Below are 19,658 nucleotides of genomic sequence, written 5' to 3' on the forward strand. Positions count from 1 at the left end.
TCAATAATAGGACTCATGACCCTAGAAGGTGAATAAATTCATTGTCATCATTACTGCACTACAGGTAATTAATAACAATGTAATGTATTGAAAGGTGCGTTCAGATAAACGGATCAGTAAATATTTAGCCAGTGGCATCACAATCAATGCCCCTGCACACAATATCAGCGCCAATTTTAAATCCGTATAGCCATCTTGCGCATAAGCTAAAGCAGAGGAACCGGATAACACGGTTGTTACAAAAATCGATGTGCCAATTGCTTGCTTAATATTTAGTTGCATATAGCGCAATAACATAGGGAGAACAACCACCCCACCACCAACACCCGTTGCACCAAGTACAACACCCGCCAAGATAGCTGGCACAGCCATGGATTTTAGCTGGTCCCCTTTCGCCGTTTCTTGTTTGATGATCGAAACAAAAAACATTCGCTGAATAAATAAATAGAGCGAAAAAATAATGGCAGCAGCCACTAAGAGATTAATCCCCCACTCAACTTGTTTTTCATACCCCGGTAACCCCCCCAGCCATGTCACAAACAAGCTAGAGAGAAAGGTGCTCGGTAACATAATCGCTAACACAATCATTGCCCCTTTAAAGGGAATATTGCCTAGTCGAAAATGCATATAAGAAGAAGAAACCTTCATTAACATCGAAAGAAAATTGGCAGTGGCTACTGCCGCTAATGCATTTAGCCCAAAAAAATAGGTCAGTATCGGTAATACAATCACACCACCACCGACACCCGTTGTGCTAATAATCAGCCCAATCAGTGCACCTATCGCTAACTCCGTTACAATCATTAACTCTTGCCTTGTATCAGTGCTCGTCGCCCTTTTTGTAATGCTTCATTTGCATCACTATCTGCTAACGTGAGGTATTTAAAAAATAATGTATCGAAAGTAATCATCTGTAACACTTGGGGGGTGATGATGCCTAATTGGGAGTGTTGCTCATCATAAAAATAAGGCAAGGCGAAGTCCGCTAACTTCATCGCTTCATCTTGGCCAAAACGCGTCAGTGCGACTGTCGGGCATCCGGTTTCTTTTGCAGAACGAAGCATGCTATTGATTTCTTGAGTATTTCCGCGTGCCGTTACCGCAATAGCAAGGTCTTCTGGCCCCAAATTTGCCGAGTAACTTAGCTGAACATGCAAATCATAACTAAACAGTGCATGTTTATTAATGCGAATTAATTTATGGAAAATATCACTGGCAACAATAGCTGAAGACCCGACACCAAACAGCACAATACGTTTGGCCTGGTACATTTTTTGCGCAATCGTATCCACAACTGGTGGTTCAAGCAGATCCAGTGATTTTTCAATAGCCGAAATAAACATGTGCCCCGTTTTAGCGATAATCTGAGAAGTATCATCGTGGCGACTCAGATTACCGTATAGGCTTTCGGCTTTGTGTTGTTTCTCATCCGACAAATAATCGACTTTAAATTCAGGATAGCCACGGTACCCCATTTGACGTGAAAAGCGGATAACAGATGCACTACTTACCCCAGCCGCCTGCGCCAACTCCGCTGCATTCATCGCGATAAGACTTTCGCGGTTATCCAGCAAAAAGGTGGCAATACGTTGTTCTGTGCCTTTACCGCGTGTCTGCAAGCTTTCCAGTTTTACCGTCAGTGTCGACATGGCTTTTCCTTCTAATTATTTTTCTGGATCAGTGAAGCCTATTATCATACTGGCAATGAACCCGACAATCCATGCACCTGCAACAGCAATTAAGAAATCCAATATTTGGCCATCACCCACTAATGGAATTAATGATAACCCTGCTGTTCCAAAAGGAATGATGATCCCGACATGGAAGAACGCCATTAATGCCCCGCCCGCAGCTCCGCCAATGCAACCTGCAATGAATGGTTTACCTAATGGTAATGACACACCAAATAAAAGTGGTTCACCGACACCAAAAATACCCACAGGTAACGCACCGACTAAGGTTTTCTTCAAGCGTTGGTTTTTGGTTTTTAAATAAACCCAGAAACACGAACCCACTTGCCCCATTCCCCCCATAGCTAAAATTGGGAACAAGTAATTCAGACCAAAAGTTTGTAAAATTTCAGCGTGAATTGGGATCAAACCTTGATGTAAACCCGTTAGTAATAAGAATAAGAAACTACCGCCTAAAATACCGCCCGTCGCCACGGCACCACCGCCACTATTTAATAAAGCGACAGAAACACCTTGCGCTAAAATTTGATTTAAGTAATGCCCTGCAGGTTGGAACACTACAATTGCCACCATCGCTGAGACTAAAATGGTCACAAATGGCGTCACGATGAGGTCTAAGCTTTCTTTAATGATACTTCTAAACCACACTTCAAATTTAGAAGAGAAAACGACCACCATAAGCACTGCAAAAATTCCCCCACTACCCGGGACTAACTTCGAGCCAAATAAGGTGATATCCGCTAAACCTGGCATTGAAAGTAATCCAGCCATGACCGCACCAATTGAGGTAGATGCACCAAGCTCTTTCGCAGTATTCACCCCAATCATAATTGAAAGATAAACAAAGACTGCACTACCAATCAATTTTAATAACTTAAATAATTCAGGGAATTGTTCAACAACGCCTGGTGCCACTAAACGCACAATATTGATCAGCCCCATAATCAAACCACAACCAATCAGTGCAGGAATGGTTGGAACAAAAATGGCGGCCAACGTATTTAGCATACGTCGTATGGAAAATGCTTTTTTCTCTGCTGGTGCTGCACTTTCCGTTGTTACAGAGGTACTACCTTGCATGCGTTTGTTCATCACCGAAAAGACTTTCGCTGCGGTTCCCATTCCAACAATCACTTGTTGTTGCTCACCATTGAAAATAACGCCTTTTACACCCTCAATTTGTTTCAAAGCTTCAGCATCGAATTTACTGTTATCTTTTAAAACTAAACGGATACGCGTCATACAGTGAGTTAATGTTGCCACGTTCTCAAAGCCGCCCGCATATTTTTCTATTTCTCTGGCGAGTACTTCCAGATGTTCTATCTTATTAGCCATATGATTCCCCTGATGTTGACTGAGCCAGTAAACCCGCTCTTCATCACGCTATCCCATTACTTAACAGTGATTGCTAACATGCTGTCCAAGGTGGTGTTTGGATGCTGTTGAACGATATCCGTTGCTTGCTGTGCATTAATCTGTAGCTCATGCATTAAAATTGCGCGTCGTGGATGATAATCCACTTGTGCCAATAACCCTGCCGCGGTGTGTTCATCAATACCGCAGACTTCACTAACAATCCGTTCTGCGCGGCGCAGTAATTTGATATTACTGGCAACGACATCAACCATTAAATTAGTATGAATACGACCTAATCGCCCCATTACACAGGTACTTAGCATGCCTAAAATCATTTTTTGTGCAGTACCGCTTTTCATGCGAGTTGAACCCGATAACACTTCAGGACCAACATCGGGTGCAATAGCTAATTTAGCGACATCACTGACTAATCCCCAGCCTCGCGTGGTAATAGCCACCGTTAACGCACCGATTTCATTGGCGTATTCAATACCTGCTAAAGTAAATGGTGTACGTCCACTGGCAGCAATCCCCACCACGACATCTTTTGCGCAAAGCTGGCGCTTTTTTAGCTCATCAATCGCTGATTCCGCTGAATCCTCAATATTTTCAACCGCTTTTAACATTGCATCTTGGCCACCCGCAATAATCGACTGTACCATTTCAGGCGAAGTACCAAATGTTGGTGGGCATTCTGCACTGTCCAATACAGCTAGCCTGCCACTGGTACCCGCCCCAATGTAAAACAAGCGTCCACCTTGCTTTAAGCACTCAGCAACAGCATCAACCACTTGGGCAATCGCAGGTAGAACGGCCTGAATAGCACCTGCAACCGTACTATCTGCTTGGTTAATAACGTTCACCATAGAGAGTGTATCCAAACGTGAAAACTGTTGCGTTTCCTGATTGAATTCATTGTGTAGACAGTCACTCAGAGTATTTTCGGCTAGAGACATTCAAACGCCCTCATGAAATTTAATTTCATTAAAAAATACATTAAATGAATTTTTATTTCAATTTAAATCACTGCGATTTCATCCAACTTAATTGCAGGTTATGATCTTTCTCACAATATTACGTTTGTATTGAAAAGCTACCGGTGACGAAAGCCACCGGCGATAGCGCTATTTTACGAACTTGCAGGTTCCGAAGGCTGATGGGATGTGAAAATCAGGTTTAACGGAATCAGGTTTGATCCAGCTAATCCATTTACGCACTTGCTTTGGCTCACCTGCACTAAACTCTCCGCGCAAAATGGCACACATTAGTGTCTGTTTGTCCGCATCTTGCCATAAATCGAGTTTAGTAAATTCATCTAAATCAATTTTTCCTGTTAATACATAACCATTTGGCGTTATTTCACCCACCGTTTGTAATGTTTCCCAGTTCCAACTTGGGTCAACTTCACGATAATAATTAGCTTTTGCATCGAAAGTACGCCCTTTCGGGTCCATTTCCGCCGTGTAATACGGTTTTAATTCAGGACTAGTCGCGAAAAAGAGTTCAACTCGGTCAGAATCTAACACCGCCTGGTCTTTATCTGAGTTATCACCTAGCTGAATATCTTTATCATCTGCAATAAATCGGAAATATAATGTGTCATCACTCCACAGGGCACGAAAATCTGTTTTAGGAGCCGCTTCCTTTTCCCATGGGTAAGTAAAATCGGTTAATACTTCTGCTTTTTCCCAGACTTCCGCACTTTTTGTCGCATCATTGAGTGATTTCAACTGATCGGTATGATTGATTTGGTATTCTTTCGCCGCCACACTTGCTGTAACAAGTACAGCACTTGTGGCTAATAATGTCGTTAGTTTCATACTTTCCTCACCTTCCTGATTAAAAATCTGTTATTCACAAAAAACCATTAAAGAAACAATATTTCACAATCAATTCAAAATATAGAATTAAAATTTCATAATATATAGCTTCATTCTATAAAAACTATCATGATGTGAAGCTGCTCACTCTTTGATGAGAATGTGATTTATCTTTTTCATCCAATGTCTGATTAATTTTGATTCAATTAATAGGCTTAATATTAGTTAACCCCGATTGTAATGTAGACATTGACATGATTTTACGTTACGCGACTTGCGTCACTAATTTAAGTCAAGTAGCCTAGAGATACTGGCCTATTGAGGCTAACAATTTCTAAATTATGACTCTTTATTATCAAGGCTAGGACATGAGGAAACGTCTGTTTTTTGGTCTTATTATTCTTGCAGGGATCGCATTTACGACCATATTGTTGCTTGATCGCTGGATAAGCTGGGATACCGCCCCCTATATCTATGAAGATGTAGAAAAATTGCCTGCGCGCGATGTCGGGATGGTACTTGGCACATCCAAATATTATTCCTCTGGCGTTAATAACCTCTACTATACCTATCGTATTAAAGGCGCAGCTGAGGCATACCACAGTGGAAAAGTTAAGTATTTACTTCTTAGTGGTGATAATGGCGCACATAATTACAATGAGCCAATCAACATGCGTAAAGATTTAATAAAAGAAGGGGTTCCAGCCTCTAAAATTGTGCTCGATTTTGCAGGTTTTAGGACATTAGACTCGGTGGTACGTACTAAAAAAGTGTTTGATACCGATAACTTTACCATTATTACCCAGCGTTTTCATTGTGAACGAGCGGTTTTTATCGCCAAACATAAAGGTATTGATGCGCAGTGTTTAGCGGTTCCGACACCATCTGGAATGTATAAAGTAAGAGTACGTGAAGTATTTGCACGGCTAGGTGCTCTGGCGGATTTATATATTTTAAAACGCGAACCTAAATTTTTAGGTGAGCAAGAATCCATCCCTGCTCCCATTAAAATGCCTGCAGGAATTAAAGGCTATCCGGCTGTTTCACCGGATGAAGTCAATAAATTGAATTAGACCTATAAGTAGATGAACCTTCATCTACTTATTAACTTTCCCGTCAATTTGCGCCAACACCATTCAAGAGGCCCCTGGCTAAAAAACATTAACCAATAATAAGAAAACAATAAATTTGCTCCCCAAATAACGGGAACCAAAACAAGTAATTCAACCCGTGTAAATTGCCCAAAATAGCCTAAGTGGTAAAACAGTGTGGTACAAATTAGCGTTTGCAAAATATAATTACTCAACGCCATACGACCCACATATTGCAGCCCATGGATTATTTTGTTGTTTACCACTATCCCCCAAAAGCCATACACCAGAGCTATATATCCTAAAGATTGAAATGGAATAACTAGCTCATTAATAATATAACCAATGATTGATGTTGAAAAATAGCTCCAATTGAATTGGCTTTGTATGTATAGCGAAACTATTTGAATCAATAACGATGGCAAGATAAATATGCAGGCTATTTTGCGATAATGTTGAGCGGTGAATTGCCCTCGTAACCAACCATTTTTCATTAACAACGCGCCAATAATCATCAACGCAGATAATTGCCAGCCATATTGGATAACCAGCATTTCAACCATCTTGAGCATCTCTGATGCTCGATAATACACACCATCCATTCCCCCAGAGGTATGTATAGTATATTCAAATGTTAATTGCTTATCCGAGGTTTGCCAAAAACCTGAGGGATCTACACCACTTCCCAACACGAGCAAGATAAGTAACCCAATCAAATATAGTGATAGTGCTATTTTCAATAAAAAACCATCATCATATTGATTAAGCAAATAGGTTACCAACAAGCCCGTTAATGCATAGGCCAAAAGAATATCACCGTCCCAAAAGCCAACCCCATGAATCACCCCGAACAGAGCTAAAACAAATAAACGGCACTGGTTCCAACGAAGAGAACGAGGCTGCAACAACACGAGAGTTGCCCCAAAGAGGATGGAAAAAATAGCGAGAACTTTACCTTGAAAAAGGACATTGAAAACACCCCAGAGGTAAGCCTCTGACTCGGGTGTTGTATTGGTGTAATAAGGGTTTAAATACGCCGCTTGTGGTAAAGCAAAAGCAAAGATATTCATTAAAAGAATACCTAAAATCGCTATACCACGGACGGCGTCAAGCGCGTCAATACGACTTGACGGTGTCGTTGTTGTCATAAATTATAAATGACGAACTGCACGTAAAAATTCTTGCCGTGTGTTTTGGCTTGATTTAAACAACCCGCCTAATGACGTTGTTGTTGTTGCACTTGTCGCGTCACGAATACCACGTGCTTTCACGCAATAATGCACTGCATCTATGCAAACAGCCACATTCGTAGTTCCCAGTAATGTTTGCAAAGCAACCAAAATTTGCTGTGTTAAACGCTCTTGCACTTGTGGGCGTTGTGAAAAAAATTGCACAATCCGGTTAATTTTCGATAAACCAATAACTTTATCTTTTGGAATATAGGCAACCGTTGCTTTTCCATCGATCGTAACAAAGTGGTGTTCACAGGTGCTTGTAAGCGTAATATCACGCACGGTGACCATTTCATCCACTTTCATTTTATTTTCAATCAGAGTGATTTTTGGAAAGTTCGCGTAATCTAGCCCTGAAAAAATTTCATCAACATACATTTTTGCGATGCGACGAGGGGTATCAGCTAAACTGTCATCGGTTAAATCCAAATTCAGCAGCGTCATGATCTCTGTCATGTGCCCTTCAATCAGTTTCTTGCGTTCGTCGCCTGATTTTGGCTGGATACGCAAAGGCGTTTCTAAGCCTCTTGCCTCCAGTGCGGCATGAACTAATTCGGCCTCTTTACTCAGAGATGACATGTGATCCTCCACAAATGGTATAACTATTTTTATAAAATGCAGGTGTGCGGTACTCTAAAACAGCAGGTACAGATAATCCAGTACAACATGGATAATTACCGTGAAATATTTGCATTTATTCATGCAATTCATTCACCCTGTCAATCTATTCTTTAAAAGGTTTTACACCTTATATACGGTGATTAATAGCACATTTTTTATTGATACATTAATTTTAAAAGATAAATATAAAGTGCCTAGAATATTTAACATGATTATAGCAGCAACAGTTTTGTTATTTTGTGCATAATTTTCTCTGTGCTAATACCAGCTGATTGACTAAATCTCACTAAAAGCTATCTGTAATCAATTTCTATTCATTCACCCACTAATGGATTTCTGCCATAATATGCATTACGAACACATTTTAAGCCTCAAGGCAGATAACAATAATGAGGGTCATTATTTATGGATCAGTGTCATACTAACGATTTGATTTCTCTAGATGTTGCATTGGAAAAATTACTATCTCAAACAAAAACCGTCACAGATACCGAAATCATTCCACTGACCTCCTCTGCACAGCGCATCATTGCGACAGACCTGATTTCCCCTATCAATGTCCCACCATTTGATAATTCTGCTATGGATGGCTATGGCTTACGTTTTGCCGATTGGGATGGGAAAACACCAATGCCAGTGGCAGGTAAATCATTTGCCGGCAACCCAATGGAAGGCGAATTAAAAGCAGGTTGCTGCGTGCGTATTATGACGGGCGCCCCAATCCCACAAGGTGTGGATACGGTTGTGATGCAAGAGTCTACAGAGCAAACGGACGAAGGCATTGTATTTACCCAACCTATTAAACAAGGTAGTAACGTTCGTAAAGCAGGGGAAGATATTGCCCAAGGCAGTGCAGTGTTCCCAGCAGGAACGTTACTCACAACAGCCCAACTGCCGTTAATTGCTTCACTGGGGATTGCAGATGTCACCGTATATCGTCGCCTTAAAGTTGCCGTTTTTTCAACGGGCGATGAGCTACAAGCCGTTGGCCTTCCTTTAGCAGATGGGCAAATTTATGATACTAACCGTTTCACCGTTCGCCTGATGCTTGAAAAACTTAACTGCGAAGTACTTGATCTAGGTGTGATACCGGACTCGCCAGAAAAACTCAAACAAACCTTTATCGAAGCTAACCAACACGCTGATTTGGTCATCAGTAGTGGCGGCGTTTCCGTGGGTGAAGCTGACTATACCAAACAAATTTTGGATGAATTAGGCACGATTGGTTTTTGGAAGTTAGCCATTAAACCAGGAAAACCCTTTGCATTTGGTAAGTTAAGTGACGCTTGGTTTTGTGGGCTACCGGGGAACCCTGTTTCTGCCGCACTCACCTTCTACCAATTGGTTCAACCACTGATTGCACGCCTTTCAGGACACAGCCAATGGCGTGCCCCGCTACGCTTCAAAGTTCCGGTTACCACCGCGTTGAAGAAAAGCCCTGGTCGTTTAGATTTTCAACGAGGAATTCTAAGCGCTAATGAACAAGGACAATTGCAAGTCGCCACGACGGGTCACCAAGGCTCACACGTGTTTAGTTCATTTAGTTTAGCTAACTGCTTTATTGTCCTTGAAAGAGAACGTGGCCGTGTTGAAGCGGGTGAAATGGTTGAAGTCGAAATGTTTAACTATTTATTAAAAAGTGAATAATAACAGTGCAAGAGCTTAGCGATCCGGAAATGTTGCGGTACAACCGCCAAATTATCCTCCGTGGGTTTGATTTCGATGGGCAGGAAAAACTTAAAGCTGGCAAAGTGCTGGTTATTGGCCTTGGTGGTTTAGGCTGCGCTGCAACTCAATACCTTGCCGCAGCAGGTGTTGGTCACCTGACATTGGTGGATTTCGACACCGTGTCATTATCTAACTTACAACGGCAAGTGTTGCATCGTGATGCGACCATTGATATGCCAAAAGTTGATTCTGCAAAAACACAGCTTGCAGCCATTAACCCACATATCCAAATTGATACCGTCAATGCACAGCTAGATGATGCACAACTTGATGAATTAATCACACATCATGATGTGATCTTAGATTGCACTGATAACGTCGCCATTCGTGAACAGCTCAACCGGTTGTGTTTACCGCATAAAAAACCATTGGTTTCAGGTGCAGCTATCCGCATGGAAGGACAATTATCTGTTTTCACTTATGAAGAAAGTACTCCTTGCTATCACTGTTTAAGCCGTTTATTTGGTGACAATAACTTAACTTGCGTTGAAGCTGGGGTCATGTCCCCTTTAGTCGGGACCATTGGTACGCTAGAGGCGATGGAAGCAATTAAATTATTAGCTAATTATGGGAAGGTTAATTCAGGAAAAGTATTGCTATTTGATGCAATGACAATGGATTTCCGCCAATTTAGACTTAGCAAAGACCCGCATTGTGAAGTCTGTGCTAAAGGCTAACGGCTAAATTTTCGAGCAAGTTGACTTTTTTCATCATTCAGGCGAGGCTTTTCTCGCCTTTTTCCTATTTCAATCACACTAAAATTAAGAATAATCCGAAAAAATAATTTAATTGTCCTTTCACCTTATACTATCCCTCTTTTGTGGTGCTTGATGGTTTAAATATCACCACTGTTTATTCTTTTGATAAAGTTACTGAGAGTATGAATATGCAATTCCCTCCTTGCCCGAAATGCCAGTCTGAATACACCTATACTGATAACGATATGTATATCTGCCCTGAGTGCGCGCATGAATGGAATGATGCCGAGCCTGTAGCTGATATTGATGAATTAATTGTAAAAGATGCCAATGGCAACCTGCTAGCTGATGGCGATACCATCACCGTGATTAAAGATCTCAAAGTCAAAGGCAGCTCTTCAATGCTAAAAATCGGTACCCGCGTTAAAGGTATCCGTTTGGTCGAGGGCGACCACAATATCGACTGTAAGATTGATGGTTTCGGTCAAATGAAATTGAAATCTGAGTTTGTGAAGAAAAACTAAGTTTACTTCGCCCATTAAAAAGCCCTCAATCAAAACTGAGGGCTTTTTGTTTCTAATCCAAAACGATATTTAAAGCACTACACCTTGGCTTGTCAGGTATTCATCATAACTACCTTTGAAATCAATTACTTTATCTTCTTTGATTTCTAAAATACGGCTCGCTAACGAGCTAACAAACTCACGGTCATGGGAAACGAAAATTAACGTTCCTTTGTATAATTCGAGGGCTAAGTTTAATGACTCGATGGATTCCATATCCAAGTGGTTGGTTGGTTCATCCATAATCAAAATATTTGGCTGTTGCATCATTAACTTGCCAAATAACATACGCCCTTGTTCACCACCGGATAACACTTTAACTTTCTTTTTAATGTCATCTTGAGAAAACAGTAAACGGCCTAAAATACTGCGCACCGCTTGCTCGTCATCCCCTTCATTTTTCCACTGACTCATCCAGTCAAACACGGTTAAATCTGTTTCAAAATCTTCTGCGTGGTCTTGGGCATAGTAACCAATGTTACTGTTTTCTGACCATTTAACCATTCCGCTAGTTGCAGGCTGCTCGCCCACCAACGTTTTTAAGAATGTCGTTTTACCGATACCATTAGCACCAATAACCGCCATTTTTTCGCCAACTTCCAGTAATAAATTGATGTTTTTGAATAATGGCCCTTGATCATAACCATTGGTCACTGCTTCTAATTCAAGTGCATTTCGGAACAATTTTTTCTCTTGTTCAAAACGAATGAATGGGTTTTGACGGCTAGACGCTTTCACCTCATCCAATTGAATTTTATCAATTTGACGTGCACGAGAAGTCGCTTGTTTCGACTTAGAGGCATTCGCGCTAAAGCGGCTAACGAAAGACTGTAACTCAGCAATTTGCGCTTTTTTCTTCGCGTTATCCGATAATAGGCGCTCACGCGCTTGGGTTGCCGCAATCATATATTCATCATAGTTACCTGTGAATAAACGCAATTCACCGTAATCTAGGTCAGCCATGTGCGTACATACGGTATTCAAAAAGTGCCTATCATGGGAAATAATGATCATCGTGCAGTTACGATCGTTCAGCACTTGCTCTAACCAACGAATAGTATCGATATCCAAGTTATTCGTCGGCTCATCGAGTAATAAGATGTCTGGGTCAGAAAATAGGGCTTGTGCCAACAGCACACGCAGTTTCCAGCCTGGTGCAACTTCACTCATTGGCCCATAGTGTTGTTCGACAGGAATACCTACACCCAACAATAATTCACCGGCACGAGCTTCCGCGCTATAACCGTCCATTTCACCATAAGCGACCTCTAGATCAGCCACGCGGTAGCCGTCTTCTTCGCTCATTTCAGGTAAGGCGTAGATTCTATCGCGCTCTTGTTTGACGTCCCACAGCTCGCTATGACCCATAATCACGGTATCAAGTACGGTAAATTCTTCAAATGCGAACTGATCTTGGCGAAGTTTACCAATACGCTCATTTGGATCAGTCGTGCTCACATTTCCAGCTGTAGGGGTTAAATCTCCCCCTAAGATCTTCATAAATGTGGATTTACCCGCACCATTTGCGCCGATCAAACCATAACGGTTGCCTGTGCCAAATTTAACTGAAATGTTTTCAAACAGTGGCTTACTGCCAAACTGCATAGTGATATTGTTCGTTGTTAACACTGCTATGCCTTAAATTAAACGGTGTAAAATAGCCTGCGATGATTAGAGGCCCATGACTACGGCGTGCAAAATAACCCAAAATAATCATTTGAGCAGTAAAATGCATTCCATGCATGGTCATTAGAGTACGGCAGGTATAAATAGCGGCGCATTATGCCATATTACGCCGCTTAGATCTTGTGCTGTTTTCAGCAAATTGATTAACACGAAAGGAAAGACCGATTATATTGCCAAACTATAGTGTGATCCCCATAGTACGACTGATTTCAGTAAGCCCTTCTCGTTCATAAAACTTAATCGCTTTATGATTTTGCGCTAATACTGACAGCTCCAAGTGGCTCAGTTGTCGACTTTTCGCCCACGCTTTCATCGCAGTTAGTAATTTTTGCCCTGCTTTTTCACCACGGAAATTAGGATCAACCACTAGGTCAAAAATATAACCAAAATTTCGAGGAACAATGCAGCTATAAGGGTCAGCGATTTGCTGTTGTGCAATACAAAACCCTTTAATCTCACCGTTGAATTCAGCAACTAACACATAAAATTTATCGTCAATAATTGCATTTTCAATAAATTCCTTAGCCTGTTCAGCGGGTTGTAAGCGCTCAGGGTCAAGTAATGCCATCTCCGAAAACAAAATTTGGTAAAGTGAAAGAATAGAGTCCACATCATTTTTGATAGCTTCCCTTATCATGCATTCCTCTCTGTTATTTCAGTATTGATGCTAGTCGTAGGTTTTAATTGATGGGGCAATATAAGATTCAAAACTTTCTAATAATTCAGCAGGTGAATCATTCACAATCGCCATATGACGATATTTTTCATGCAGGAAACCTTCATCTGCCATTTTATTTGTCATATCAATCAATGGCTGCCAATAATTATTAATATTAAACAAGGCACACGGCTTAGCATGTAAACCAATTTGGCTCCAAGTAAATACTTCTGCGTACTCTTCAAGTGTGCCATAACCGCCAGGTAAAGCGACAAAGGCATCAGCAAGTTCGATCATTTTACTTTTACGCTGATGCATCGTTTCAACTTTATATAGCTCGGTTAAATTTTTATGAGAAATTTCGCGTTCTTCTAGCAATGATGGGATAACTCCAATCGCTTTTCCCCCTAATGACAAAACGGTATCAGCAATTGTCCCCATAATTCCCACACTAGCACCGCCATAAACTAATGTAATATCACGCTTAACCATTTCTTTAGCAAATTCAATGGCTTTTTGCTGATAGACCTCATTATTTCCCATACTGGAACCACAATACACTGCAATACTTTTAATCTTTCCCATCTGTTCCTCATTTTCCATTTTTATTGTGACTTTTTAGAGAATTGAATTATACGAGCCTAATGCAGAAGCTCAAGCTTCGCCCTCTGTCATAATAAAATGAGACTAATTCATGTTTATAGCACTACAATTCACCTAAACCAACATATTGACAGCCAATAGAGCACATTTCCCCCCTTATGAGCGATAGCTAAACCACAAAGAAATATAAAGCCGTGCCGTTTTATGAGATAATCTTTAAGAAATTATTTTTCATCACTAAATACTTATTTTCTAAATATTTATTATCAATTAAGTTACGTTTTCCGAGGTTTACTTATTTATGTCTGCCGACACTAAAAAGAGCGCATTTCCGCTATTACCTATAGGGTTATTACTGCTTGCAATGACCTCTATTCAAAGCGGGGCTTCTTTAGCTAAAACTTTATTTCCCGTTATCGGCGCTCCCGGTGTTACTGGTTTACGTTTATTGCTTGCTACGATTATATTATTTGTTATTTTTAAGCCTTGGCGTTTAAAATTCAGAAGAAATTCACTGGTTCCATTGTTAACTTATGGCTTGTCCTTAGGAACCATGAATTATTTATTTTACCTTTCTCTTGAGCGTATTCCATTAGGGATAGCCGTTGCATTAGAGTTTACAGGGCCATTAGCCGTTGCGATGTTTTCTTCTCGTCGCCCTATTGATTTTCTGTGGATAGCGCTGGTTATTGTTGGGTTGTTATTTTTACTTCCTATTGGCGATGATATCGATTCCATTGACCCACTTGGCGCCATTTATGCACTTGGTGCAGGGGTTTGTTGGGGTATTTATATTATTTTCGGACAACGCGCAGGGGCTGGCTACGGTGCAGCAACCGTCGCAATCGGTTCATTTATTTCTGCCTTGATCTTCTTCCCTATTGGCTTAATGCAAACTGGAGTCGAGGTGATGTTTGACCCATCAATCTTACCTCTTGCGCTAGCCGTCGCGATTTTATCAACCGCATTCCCTTATACATTAGAAATGATCGCGCTAACTCGCTTGCCTGCTCGAACTTTTGGTACATTAATGAGCCTTGAACCTTGTATGGGCGCATTTTTGGGGATCGTTTTTCTACATGAACACTTAACGATGACTCAATGGTTGGCATTGTTATGTATTGTCTGTGCTTCTATTGGTTCAACCTCAACAGCGGTACCAAAGTCAAAAATAGAAAAAGTGTCCTAGCTACAAAATCTAATGGCAAACGAAGTCGTTAAGGTTAATAAATTCGATATGCTGATATTTATTAACCTTTTTTCATGTAAAGATTTATTCATCAATTTGAAATAATCATTTTTTATTTTTATTTTATTATTTAATTGGTGCTATAGCACTTATTGCTAAAAACTATCAGCATTCAAGATCCACAATAAATTAACAGTTAATAAAACCTATCGAATAGGCCTATTAAACTAATCGTTTATTACATTATGACAAAGTCGGTTTATTATTTTATATTTATTGACAGATGAGGTTACTAAACAAATTCATATTTAAGAGAGGATGAATCATGAGTACAGCTAAATTATTTAAAGCATCTTCAAATGAACTTTTATATACACGCAATGATATGGAAGACAGCGTAAAATTGGAAACCATTGGAATACTTAATGTTATGGTAGTCCATTTTACCGATCTCTCTCTAATGACTAAACAAGCCCACTGGAATATGCGTGGTCGCAATTTTATCGCCGTACATGAAATGTTAGATGGTTTTAGAACCACGCTAGTTGAACACTTAGATGAATTCGCTGAACGCGCAGTTCAATTGGGAGGCGTTGCTATTGGTACAACCCAAGAAGTTAGCCGCTTCACTTCGTTAGAGGCTTACCCAATTAATATTCACAGTGTACAAGATCATTTGAAAGCATTAGCAGACCGTTATGCGGTCGTCGCGAATGATATTCGAAAAGCAATTGATGAAGTGGAAGACGAAGATACCGCAGATATGTTTACCGCGGCTTCCCGCGATATGGATAAATTCCTCTGGTTTTTAGAAGCTAATATTGAGTAATGTCGTAAATAGAGTCAATTCAAATTGACCAATGGCCACTGCAAAGTGGCCATTTTATTTACTAACAATTAGCTATATAAATCAAACTATTATTGAAATTTAAATACCTTAAAAAAATACATTAACTTAATGATAATTATTTACTGTTTTTAGATATTTCAGGCTGTTCTATCGGAAATACAGGTAATGCATTTAATAATCTTTTGCCATAATTTTTAGTTAATAACCGTTTATCATAAATAATAATTTCACCATAACATTCATGACTACGAATTAACCTACCTGCTTGCTGTATCAAATTAAATGAAGCACTCGGTAAACTTTGAACTTCAAACGGGTATCGCTTCAACGACTTCAACCAATCACCTTCAGTGATAATCACAGGGTTTGTTACTGGTGGAAATGCAATTTTATGAATATGGACCTGCGTTAAATATTCCCCTTTTAGGTCTAACCCCTCAGCAAACGATTGTAAGCCAATTAAAGCACTAGATTGCCCTTGATTAATTCTTTCACAATGTGTTTCGACTAACCGATAACGTGGTTGATCTCCTTGAACCAAAAGCTGCAAACGCAAATCTTTTACGTGCTCAAGAAAACCTTCCATTGCTCTTTGACTACTAAATAAAACCAACACGCCACGGTGAGTATTTTTAATAAATTGTTCACGAAAAAACACCGCCATTTCCGCTAAGTGTTCCGCTTCATTGTTTATCGTTGGCTCATATTCCATTTTAGGAATAATAATTTTTCCCTGCTCAACATGGTTAAAAGGAGAGGACAATGTCACAAAGCGATCATCACTTTTTTCAGACAGCCCAGTAAGTTCCATAAAACGTGAATAACTGTTCAACGACCTCAGCGTTGCTGATGTAATCACAATATGAGGAATATTTCGCCATAACAAATGTTGTAATTGCTCACTCACCCGGATCCCAGCACAATGCATAAAGAAACGAGATTGGTTTTTCTCATAACGCCGACTTAACCATTTTGACACAGGGGCACCTGAACTTTGCTCTAATGCCGCCAGCCGCCAGAGCTTCGACATATTTTCAAAGTATCCCATAGCCCTACTAGTTACAATAATCGACCGATGTAAGCGAACAATATCTTGCTTCGCAGTTTGTTCCGTCAAATCATTTAAGATAGCTTCCGCTAACCCCTGTAGGGCATCTGTCTGCTTAAATAGCACCTGACAGCTTAATTGCATTGCTTCAGGCAATACACCTAGCGGAAATAAATACTCAGTTTCTTTTGACGTTTCTGGCAATAAGGCATTTGCTAGTAATGAAAAATCACGAAATGTTTCACGCAATTTTTCTGCATGTTGCTGTAATCGTTCAGGGTTAGCTAACTTTGGTGGTTTTGCTGGGCGAAATTGCCCCATATATTGCCCAACATGCTGAATAAAGCTATCAAGCTGTGCCGTTAATTGAACTAGCGTAATTTCGCCTTCAACTTCAAGGGCATCCCTTGCAACGTCTGGAACATGGTGACCTTCATCAAGCACTAATAATAAATTTTTCGGGTCAGGTAATACCGACTCACTCTCCATAGCTGCCATTACCAACGCGTGGTTAGCAACCACTACATCTGCATCTTCGATTTCTCGCCTAGCAATAAAAAATGGGCACCGCTGATAAAATTGGCAATTACGGCCTAAACAGTTCATTTTATCTGTGCTGACTTTACGCCATAAGCTATCGCTAAATGCCCGTTTGTGATGATCCCTTAGCCCATCCCATGCAAAGCTTTGAAAATCATGCCGCAGCTGCTGACAAATTGCCCGTTCTTCACTATTCGCAATTTCCGTTTTGTCTTCCACCAATAACATTAAATCTATTTGCTCACCTTCTGCTGCACAAATAGCTTCTAAATTACGGGGGCAAACATAACGAGCACGCCCAAATGCACCTGTATATTTTAGATCAGGAATAATTTTGCTTAATAACGGTAAATCCTTACTATAAATTTGGTCTTGTAATGCCACATTCGCCGTACTAACCACTAAGGTTTTTCCTTCTTCCCTACCAACCGCTATCCCCGGTATTAAATAAGATAGAGTTTTCCCTACTCCAGTAGGCGCTTCTATGACCAAATGGCGGCCGTCATCATCCGCTAAATTTTTCGCGACTTGCGCTATCATCTGCCGCTGCGGGGCTCTTGAAACAAACCCATCAATTTGTACGGACAACCCTTTATACCACTGAGTTATTTGTTCTTTAGTTTTATTCGACAGGGACATAAATTATGCAGGTGACCAAAGTTAAAATGAAAGATAACGAAACTGACAACAATATGAAATATGAAAAAAACTCTTTTGCCAACCGCTTCGCAAAACTACTGTATTAATACCCATTATACATAAAAATTGGGAAGCTTTTTGCAAAACGCCCATTATGCGACAGAAAAAATAGCTTTTAACTTGTTTGCAACACTCATCCGGTTATACTTTGAGTTCTTACACTATTTGGATTTTTATCACTAGGCAGGCTATAGAAAATGAAAAAGGTTGTTATCGCACTTTGCGCATTATGTGCTTTTGGTTCTGTAGGCGGTATTGTGTTAGCTGGTATGAACATTTATACCCGTTCAACAACACCACTTGAACAAGGTCAACCGCAATCCCCTTCAGCACTGCCAGCACCTAATCAAATTCAGTAATTTTTAAATAATTTAGCAACCCAGGATGGAGATAGCTTATGTACAACGATTATTTCGTAACCCCACAATGGTTAAATTCACATCTATTTGATAATAACATCATTGTGCTCGATGCTTCCTCTCCACCACCAACCGCACCTTATGACTGCCGCCAACAATATTTAGAAGAACATATTCCTAACGCTCAGTTCTTTCATCAAGATGAAATTGCAGACAAAAGCTGTGATTTACCTCATATGCTGCCAAGTGCTGAAGTTTTTAGCCAAGCAGTTAGTGCCATGGGTATTGGCAATGACACCCAAGTTATTATTTATTCTCAGAATAACTTATTTTCATCCCCAAGAGCATGGTGGACTTTCACCACGATGGGCTGCAAAAACGTTAAAATTTTAGCCGGTGGCATCGATGCTTGGAAAGCTGCTGGGTTTGATGTTCAGTCAGGGGAAGTCACTCCGCCAGCTGCGAAGCAATTCCATGCCACACGTAAAGACAGTAACGCACTGAATCAAGAACAAGTACTTGAGATTGTAAATCAAGGCAAAATTCAAATTATTGATGCTCGCGCAGAGCCACGCTTTCTTGCCCAAGCGCCAGAACCGCGTCCGGGTTTACGTATGGGGCATATTCCAGGGAGCAAAAACGTCCCATGGGATCTTCTTGTGGAAAATGGTACATTCAAATCACCAGAGCAACTTAAAGCTATCTTTGCTAAGCAAGGTGTAGATATCCATGCGCCTTCTGTGACGACCTGTGGTTCAGGAATGACCGCTGCAGTGGTATTAATGGCATTAACCTTATTAGGTAACCAAAACCTGCGTTTGTATGATGGTTCATGGGCCCAATGGGGGCAAGATAACGGCCTGCCAATCGAGTCGTAACCCTCTTCTTCCATAAAAATATAAGCCACTCGATATTTAAGTGGCTTATAGAATGAGCATTTACCAAGTAGAAGAAATGGCTATTTGGCAAATATCCCGGCTAAGAACAGTACGACAATCGCACCGATGACCGCGACAACAAAACTCCCAAAGTTGAAGCCATCAACTTTTCCTTTACCAAAGAAAGTACTGATGTAACCACCCACAACAGCACCAACAATCCCCAGCACGGTGGTCATAATGAACCCCATGTGATAAGTACCTGGCATCAGCCACTTAGCTAAAACACCAGCAATTAAACCAAAAATAATCCAAGCAATTACACCCATCTTACGCCTCCCAGACTCG

At 40.6% G+C, this 19,658-nt stretch carries 20 protein-coding genes; 8 read left to right on the plus strand and 12 right to left on the minus strand.

Features of this window, described 5'->3' with window-relative positions:
• Positions 1–21: 21 nt before the first annotated feature.
• From PR725_RS17580 to PR725_RS17600, 5 genes are all read right to left on the minus strand, one after another.
• Entirely contained in the window at positions 22–804 is a 783-nt protein-coding gene (locus PR725_RS17580; protein ID WP_004909234.1) for a sulfite exporter TauE/SafE family protein, read from the minus strand.
• Positions 804–1,649: a MurR/RpiR family transcriptional regulator gene (locus PR725_RS17585; RefSeq protein WP_004909230.1), complete on the minus strand. Its 846-nt coding sequence runs from the start codon at positions 1,647–1,649 to the stop codon at positions 804–806. The genes PR725_RS17580 and PR725_RS17585 overlap by 1 nt, the downstream gene beginning before the upstream one ends.
• Positions 1,650–1,664: 15 nt before the next feature.
• Positions 1,665–3,026, minus strand: a complete 1,362-nt coding sequence (locus PR725_RS17590; protein WP_210850517.1) for a PTS transporter subunit EIIC — start codon at positions 3,024–3,026, stop codon at positions 1,665–1,667.
• 56 nt (positions 3,027–3,082) lie between these two features.
• Positions 3,083–4,003, minus strand: a complete 921-nt coding sequence (gene murQ / locus PR725_RS17595; RefSeq protein ID WP_109910987.1) for an N-acetylmuramic acid 6-phosphate etherase — start codon at positions 4,001–4,003, stop codon at positions 3,083–3,085.
• Positions 4,004–4,171: 168 nt separating this feature from the next.
• Positions 4,172–4,867, minus strand: coding sequence for a sugar-binding protein (locus tag PR725_RS17600; protein WP_210850518.1), 696 nt, complete (start codon positions 4,865–4,867; stop codon positions 4,172–4,174).
• Positions 4,868–5,235: 368 nt separating this feature from the next.
• Between PR725_RS17600 and sanA the strand changes: the two genes are divergently transcribed.
• A complete protein-coding gene (gene sanA / locus PR725_RS17605; protein ID WP_109910985.1) occupies positions 5,236–5,940 on the plus strand; it encodes an outer membrane permeability protein SanA in 705 nt (234 codons plus the stop codon).
• 20 nt (positions 5,941–5,960) lie between these two features.
• Here sanA and yeiB read toward each other — a convergent pair whose 3' ends face one another.
• Positions 5,961–7,106 (minus strand): DUF418 domain-containing protein YeiB, encoded by a 1,146-nt coding sequence (yeiB, locus tag PR725_RS17610; RefSeq protein WP_210850519.1) that lies wholly within the window; start codon positions 7,104–7,106, stop codon positions 5,961–5,963.
• 3 nt (positions 7,107–7,109) lie between these two features.
• Positions 7,110–7,769, minus strand: coding sequence for a GTP cyclohydrolase I FolE (folE, locus tag PR725_RS17615; protein ID WP_004256561.1), 660 nt, complete (start codon positions 7,767–7,769; stop codon positions 7,110–7,112).
• 447 nt (positions 7,770–8,216) lie between these two features.
• Here folE and moeA point away from each other — a divergent pair, with 447 nt between their 5' ends.
• The 3 genes from moeA to PR725_RS17630 all read left to right on the plus strand — a co-directional run bounded on the left by moeA (position 8,217) and on the right by PR725_RS17630 (position 10,761).
• On the plus strand, positions 8,217–9,458 hold the full coding sequence (moeA, locus tag PR725_RS17620; RefSeq protein ID WP_110731801.1) for a molybdopterin molybdotransferase MoeA: 1,242 nt from the start codon (positions 8,217–8,219) through the stop codon (positions 9,456–9,458).
• Positions 9,459–9,463: 5 nt separating this feature from the next.
• A complete protein-coding gene (gene moeB, locus PR725_RS17625; protein ID WP_181937022.1) occupies positions 9,464–10,216 on the plus strand; it encodes a molybdopterin-synthase adenylyltransferase MoeB in 753 nt (250 codons plus the stop codon).
• Between the two features lie 209 nt (positions 10,217–10,425).
• Positions 10,426–10,761 (plus strand): zinc ribbon domain-containing protein YjdM, encoded by a 336-nt coding sequence (locus PR725_RS17630; RefSeq protein WP_004909208.1) that lies wholly within the window; start codon positions 10,426–10,428, stop codon positions 10,759–10,761.
• 69 nt (positions 10,762–10,830) lie between these two features.
• Here PR725_RS17630 and PR725_RS17635 read toward each other — a convergent pair whose 3' ends face one another.
• From PR725_RS17635 to PR725_RS17645, 3 genes are all read right to left on the minus strand, one after another.
• Positions 10,831–12,429 carry an ABC-F family ATPase gene (locus PR725_RS17635; RefSeq protein ID WP_115167701.1) on the minus strand — a complete coding sequence of 533 codons (1,599 nt, stop codon included), beginning with the start codon at positions 12,427–12,429 and terminating at the stop codon, positions 10,831–10,833.
• Between the two features lie 235 nt (positions 12,430–12,664).
• Entirely contained in the window at positions 12,665–13,123 is a 459-nt protein-coding gene (locus PR725_RS17640) for a GNAT family N-acetyltransferase (RefSeq protein ID WP_004909204.1), read from the minus strand.
• 30 nt (positions 13,124–13,153) lie between these two features.
• Positions 13,154–13,729: a TIGR00730 family Rossman fold protein gene (locus tag PR725_RS17645; RefSeq protein ID WP_109910982.1), complete on the minus strand. Its 576-nt coding sequence runs from the start codon at positions 13,727–13,729 to the stop codon at positions 13,154–13,156.
• Positions 13,730–14,048: 319 nt separating this feature from the next.
• Between PR725_RS17645 and rhtA the strand changes: the two genes are divergently transcribed.
• Positions 14,049–14,936, plus strand: a complete 888-nt coding sequence (gene rhtA, locus PR725_RS17650; RefSeq protein WP_109910981.1) for a threonine/homoserine exporter RhtA — start codon at positions 14,049–14,051, stop codon at positions 14,934–14,936.
• Positions 14,937–15,261: 325 nt separating this feature from the next.
• A complete protein-coding gene (gene dps / locus PR725_RS17655; RefSeq protein ID WP_004909197.1) occupies positions 15,262–15,765 on the plus strand; it encodes a DNA starvation/stationary phase protection protein Dps in 504 nt (167 codons plus the stop codon).
• Between the two features lie 136 nt (positions 15,766–15,901).
• Here dps and dinG read toward each other — a convergent pair whose 3' ends face one another.
• On the minus strand, positions 15,902–18,013 hold the full coding sequence (gene dinG, locus PR725_RS17660; protein ID WP_004909193.1) for an ATP-dependent DNA helicase DinG: 2,112 nt from the start codon (positions 18,011–18,013) through the stop codon (positions 15,902–15,904).
• Positions 18,014–18,270: 257 nt separating this feature from the next.
• Between dinG and PR725_RS17665 the strand changes: the two genes are divergently transcribed.
• Together PR725_RS17665 and sseA are read left to right on the plus strand one after the other, a co-directional pair.
• Positions 18,271–18,432 (plus strand): hypothetical protein, encoded by a 162-nt coding sequence (locus PR725_RS17665; protein WP_004256593.1) that lies wholly within the window; start codon positions 18,271–18,273, stop codon positions 18,430–18,432.
• Positions 18,433–18,470: 38 nt separating this feature from the next.
• Positions 18,471–19,310: a 3-mercaptopyruvate sulfurtransferase gene (gene sseA / locus PR725_RS17670; protein ID WP_004909190.1), complete on the plus strand. Its 840-nt coding sequence runs from the start codon at positions 18,471–18,473 to the stop codon at positions 19,308–19,310.
• Positions 19,311–19,390: 80 nt separating this feature from the next.
• Here sseA and PR725_RS17675 read toward each other — a convergent pair whose 3' ends face one another.
• Entirely contained in the window at positions 19,391–19,639 is a 249-nt protein-coding gene (locus tag PR725_RS17675) for a GlsB/YeaQ/YmgE family stress response membrane protein (RefSeq protein WP_004256598.1), read from the minus strand.
• Positions 19,640–19,658 lie beyond the last annotated feature (19 nt).

This window comes from Providencia sp. PROV255 (assembly GCF_028478065.1).
Taxonomy (GTDB): domain Bacteria; phylum Pseudomonadota; class Gammaproteobacteria; order Enterobacterales; family Enterobacteriaceae; genus Providencia; species Providencia rettgeri.

Excerpts from the sequence above, each read along its gene's own strand:
- PR725_RS17630 (WP_004909208.1), top strand. The coding sequence starts at position 10,426 with ATGCAATTCCCTCCTTGCCCGAAATGCCAGTCTGAATACACCTATACT.
- PR725_RS17665 (WP_004256593.1), top strand. The coding sequence starts at position 18,271 with ATGAAAAAGGTTGTTATCGCACTTTGCGCATTATGTGCTTTTGGTTCT.
- moeA (WP_110731801.1), top strand. The coding sequence starts at position 8,217 with ATGGATCAGTGTCATACTAACGATTTGATTTCTCTAGATGTTGCATTG.
- yeiB (WP_210850519.1), bottom strand. The coding sequence starts at position 7,106 with ATGACAACAACGACACCGTCAAGTCGTATTGACGCGCTTGACGCCGTC.
- dinG (WP_004909193.1), bottom strand. The coding sequence starts at position 18,013 with ATGTCCCTGTCGAATAAAACTAAAGAACAAATAACTCAGTGGTATAAA.
- murQ (WP_109910987.1), bottom strand. The coding sequence starts at position 4,003 with ATGTCTCTAGCCGAAAATACTCTGAGTGACTGTCTACACAATGAATTC.
- PR725_RS17580 (WP_004909234.1), bottom strand. The coding sequence starts at position 804 with ATGATTGTAACGGAGTTAGCGATAGGTGCACTGATTGGGCTGATTATT.
- dps (WP_004909197.1), top strand. The coding sequence starts at position 15,262 with ATGAGTACAGCTAAATTATTTAAAGCATCTTCAAATGAACTTTTATAT.
- sseA (WP_004909190.1), top strand. The coding sequence starts at position 18,471 with ATGTACAACGATTATTTCGTAACCCCACAATGGTTAAATTCACATCTA.
- PR725_RS17645 (WP_109910982.1), bottom strand. The coding sequence starts at position 13,729 with ATGGGAAAGATTAAAAGTATTGCAGTGTATTGTGGTTCCAGTATGGGA.
- sanA (WP_109910985.1), top strand. The coding sequence starts at position 5,236 with ATGAGGAAACGTCTGTTTTTTGGTCTTATTATTCTTGCAGGGATCGCA.
- PR725_RS17600 (WP_210850518.1), bottom strand. The coding sequence starts at position 4,867 with ATGAAACTAACGACATTATTAGCCACAAGTGCTGTACTTGTTACAGCA.
- PR725_RS17590 (WP_210850517.1), bottom strand. The coding sequence starts at position 3,026 with ATGGCTAATAAGATAGAACATCTGGAAGTACTCGCCAGAGAAATAGAA.
- rhtA (WP_109910981.1), top strand. The coding sequence starts at position 14,049 with ATGTCTGCCGACACTAAAAAGAGCGCATTTCCGCTATTACCTATAGGG.
- folE (WP_004256561.1), bottom strand. The coding sequence starts at position 7,769 with ATGTCATCTCTGAGTAAAGAGGCCGAATTAGTTCATGCCGCACTGGAG.
- PR725_RS17585 (WP_004909230.1), bottom strand. The coding sequence starts at position 1,649 with ATGTCGACACTGACGGTAAAACTGGAAAGCTTGCAGACACGCGGTAAA.
- PR725_RS17675 (WP_004256598.1), bottom strand. The coding sequence starts at position 19,639 with ATGGGTGTAATTGCTTGGATTATTTTTGGTTTAATTGCTGGTGTTTTA.
- PR725_RS17640 (WP_004909204.1), bottom strand. The coding sequence starts at position 13,123 with ATGATAAGGGAAGCTATCAAAAATGATGTGGACTCTATTCTTTCACTT.